General features: G+C 64.9%; 5 protein-coding genes. 3 read left to right on the forward strand and 2 right to left on the reverse strand.

The annotated features are described in order from the left end of the window. Positions 1–99: 99 nt before the first annotated feature. The gene (locus ACCD07_RS32155) at positions 100–531 is read right to left on the reverse strand and encodes a CesT family type III secretion system chaperone (protein WP_413449681.1); all 432 of its coding nucleotides are present in this window, start codon (positions 529–531) and stop codon (positions 100–102) included. Positions 532–709: 178 nt separating this feature from the next. Here ACCD07_RS32155 and ACCD07_RS32160 point away from each other — a divergent pair, with 178 nt between their 5' ends. Then, positions 710–2,095 carry an aminotransferase gene (locus ACCD07_RS32160; RefSeq protein ID WP_353403657.1) on the forward strand — a complete coding sequence of 462 codons (1,386 nt, stop codon included), beginning with the start codon at positions 710–712 and terminating at the stop codon, positions 2,093–2,095. Positions 2,096–2,130: 35 nt separating this feature from the next. Here the strand turns inward: ACCD07_RS32160 and ACCD07_RS32165 are convergent, their stop codons facing one another. Beyond that, positions 2,131–2,292: a hypothetical protein gene (locus ACCD07_RS32165; protein WP_413449682.1), complete on the reverse strand. Its 162-nt coding sequence runs from the start codon at positions 2,290–2,292 to the stop codon at positions 2,131–2,133. 135 nt (positions 2,293–2,427) lie between these two features. On the opposite strand from ACCD07_RS32165, the gene ACCD07_RS32170 reads away from it, so the two are divergent. Continuing rightward, positions 2,428–2,790 (forward strand): hypothetical protein, encoded by a 363-nt coding sequence (locus ACCD07_RS32170; RefSeq protein ID WP_353403655.1) that lies wholly within the window; start codon positions 2,428–2,430, stop codon positions 2,788–2,790. Positions 2,791–2,842: 52 nt separating this feature from the next. After that, on the forward strand, positions 2,843–3,076 hold the full coding sequence (locus tag ACCD07_RS32175) for a DUF1427 family protein (protein WP_176650691.1): 234 nt from the start codon (positions 2,843–2,845) through the stop codon (positions 3,074–3,076). The last annotated feature ends 137 nt before the right edge of the window (positions 3,077–3,213 follow it).

Raw genomic sequence — 3,213 nt, forward strand, 5'->3', positions numbered from 1 at the left:
GGGGGGGGGGGCGGGCCCGGGGCCGCCCCCCCCGGCGGGGCCCGGGCCTCGGCCGCCGCGTCTTTTTTGCGGGGGCGGGCGCCGCCTGCCGGCCCTCCCTCAATAGATCGCAAACAGAAAATGATCCTGGCGCCAGCGCCTGGCCATGCCGGCAAAGAATTCCAATAATTCCACGGTCGACTCCAGCGTCGCCTCCTCCAGGGCAAAGCGGCACATCAGCCCGATCATGTTGCGGTCCGCCTGGTAGGTGAAGGCCGGGCTGTTCACGCCGAATAAATACGCATTGGTTTCCAGCAGACGCAACAGCATGCGCTCGCGCGACTGCGGCGGCAGCACGCCGAATTCGCAGTACACCAGCACGCTGTCGGGCACGATCAGCCCGCCGTGGAACAGCGTGAAATTCACATCCCCCAGCGGCAGCTGCGCCGCCTGATACATGATCCCCGGTTCAGGGATATCAAACTTCCTGCATAACTGCCCGATCAGGGCACGGTAGCGTTCTAGCACATCTGATCCTTTATTTATTTTCATTTTTTGTACCCAAGTCGATTCAGATGGGTCAACGCCGATGCCGTTGCAGTTCCCCCGCTGCAATAAGAAGAAATCCCGGCGGCAGGGAACCGATGGAACCCGGCGCCTGCCCCTGTCCACCCACGTCCATGCGCCGTTCCGGCTCCGGAGCGGTCCCTCCCCTCTACCGGAAAACGCCATGAACAAACACCCGGCCTTACCCCATCGCACCGAGGAATACCGATCCATCCACGGCGCCGTGCATCTGCTGCCCTTCGAAGACAACAACAGCGTCGATACCGGCGCCACCAGGATCATGGTGCGGGGCGAAGGCGTCCACCTGTGGGACAGCGAAGGCAACCGCTTCCTGGACGGCATGTCCGGCCTGTGGTGCACCGCCGTCGGCTACGCCAGGCCGGAACTGATCGCCGCCGCCACCCAGCAACTGCAGCAGCTGTCCTTCTGCAGCCAGTACTTCAATATCACCCACCCCGCCGTGGTGCGCCTGTCGGCCAAGCTGCTGCAGCTGCTGCCTGGCGACTTCAGCAAGATCCTGTACACCAACTCGGGTTCGGAAGCCAACGAAACGCTGATCCGGGTGGTGCGGCGCTATTGGGACGTGGCCGGCAAGCCCGACAAGAAGCAGTTCATCAGCCTGCGCAACGGCTACCACGGCTCGACCGTCGGCAGCGCCTCGCTGGGCGGCATGAAGCTGATGCATGAGATGGGCGACCTGCCCATTCCCGGCGTGCACCATATCGACGAGCCGTACTGGTATGGCGACGGCGGCGCGCTGACCGAGCACGAGTTCGGCCTGCAGGCCGCAGGCAAGCTGGAACAGGCCATACTGCGGCTGGGCAGCGAACGGGTGGCGGCCTTCGTGGCCGAGCCCTTCCTGGGCGCCGGTGGCATGATCTTCCCGCCGGCCAGCTATTGGCCCGAGATCCAGCGCATCTGCCGCAAGCACGACGTGCTGCTGTGCGCGGACGAGGTGATCGGCGGCTTCGGTCGCACCGGACAATGGTTCGCCCATCAGCACTTCGATTTTCAGCCGGACACGCTCACCATCGCCAAGGCGCTGACATCGGGCTATATCCCGATGGGCGGGCTGGTGCTGTCGACGCGGATCGCCAGCGCGCTGGCGGAAAAAGGCGGCGTCTTTGCCCACGGCCTGACCTACCAGGGCCATCCGGCGGCGGCGGCGGTGGCGCTGGCCAATCTGCAATTGCTGGACGAGGGCGGCATTGTCGAGCAGGTGCGCCAGCACACCGGCCCCTACTTCCAGCGCCGGCTGCGCGAAGTATTCGGCGAGCACGTGATGGTCGGCGAGATCCAGGGCGCCGGCATGGTGGCGGCGTTGCAGCTGGTGGCCGCCAGGGACGGCAGGCGCCGCTTCATGAACGAGGGCGGCGTCGGCGCCTATTGCACGCGCAAGGCGCTCGAACAGGGCCTGATCGTGCGGCCCCAGTCCGCCCGCATCATCATGGCGCCGCCGCTGGTGAGCACGCGCGACGACATCGAGCAACTGCTGGGCAAGCTGAAAGCGGCGGTCGACCAGACCGCGCGCGCGCTCGAGATGTTGTAAGGCGCGGGCCGGCACAGGGCCGGCCTGCGGCGCCCCTATTCCGACAGGGCCCCGAGCCAGCCGCGCAGCCAGGCGCCGCGCGGCGCGCGCCGCTGCTGCTTGAGCAGCTTGATCCGTTGTGTCACGCGTTGCCGGGCGTGGTACAGGGCTACGCTGTCGCGGCCGGCGGCCGGCGGAGAGAACCAGGTACGCATCATGCACATCCTTTCTGAGTGGGTATGGCCATGGGTGGCGGACGCGCGGCGTTCGTTCCATCGACACCGCGCAAGGCACGGAACTCGCTGCCGCATGGCGCCACTTATAAATTCCTCAACCACACCGATAGGCAAACCATGACCATCGCACTGAACGGCAACGGGCAGATCAACCCGTTCGAATTGAACAAGAACGACGTCCACGATATGAAGGAATTTCACAAGGAGAACGAAAACAAATCGGCCGGCGACCTGCTGAACCTGGCCGAAAACGGTCATCTGGAAAGGTGGCAGAAGGCCGCCATCGGCCAGGAGCTGCAGCACCGCCTGGACCACGGCGAGATCGGCAAGGACTGCACGCCCGAGGAAAAGAAGGAACTCCAGGGCCTGCTCGACAACATGAAAAAAGGCAATCTGTCGCCGGACGGCGCCGAACGCCTGGAAACCCTGCTGCACGCCAGCCCCACCGCCGGCCATGATCCCCACGGCGGCATCAACTAACGACGCGATGCGCGGGACGCTCCGTCCGGGCCTTCCCGCGCCCTACCCCATCATGAAAAATTACGCTATTTCCCTGCTGACCGGCATATTGGTCGGTCTGATTTATGCGGTGTTCCGCATCCCCTCGGCGCTGCCGCCGGCAGTGGTCTTCATCGGTTTCCTTGGCATGTTCCTGGGCGAAAAATTCGCCGAGACCATCCTGCGGCGCCATGCCGCCGTCCCCGAGATCCAGGCCGCCGCCGCGACCGCTGTGGCCGATGCCGCACCGGTTCCGCCACACCACTAATCTATCGCTGTCTGAAATAAAAACGGCGGCCTGCACCATCGAAAGTTGAGGGCCCCCGTGTGGTGGGGGGGGGTTTAAAGGCGGTGTTTGGACGGGGGTGTACAAAACCAGACCCCGGAGACCCGCCGCCACCGTAG

Source organism: Duganella sp. Dugasp56, assembly GCF_047304105.1.
In the GTDB taxonomy this organism is placed as follows: Bacteria; Pseudomonadota; Gammaproteobacteria; order Burkholderiales; family Burkholderiaceae_D; genus Rugamonas; species Rugamonas hordei.

Coding starts and splice junctions, on each gene's coding strand:
- ACCD07_RS32155 (WP_413449681.1), bottom strand. CDS start 531: ATGAAAATAAATAAAGGATCAGATGTGCTAGAACGCTACCGTGCCCTG.
- ACCD07_RS32160 (WP_353403657.1), top strand. CDS start 710: ATGAACAAACACCCGGCCTTACCCCATCGCACCGAGGAATACCGATCC.
- ACCD07_RS32165 (WP_413449682.1), bottom strand. CDS start 2,292: ATGATGCGTACCTGGTTCTCTCCGCCGGCCGCCGGCCGCGACAGCGTA.
- ACCD07_RS32170 (WP_353403655.1), top strand. CDS start 2,428: ATGACCATCGCACTGAACGGCAACGGGCAGATCAACCCGTTCGAATTG.
- ACCD07_RS32175 (WP_176650691.1), top strand. CDS start 2,843: ATGAAAAATTACGCTATTTCCCTGCTGACCGGCATATTGGTCGGTCTG.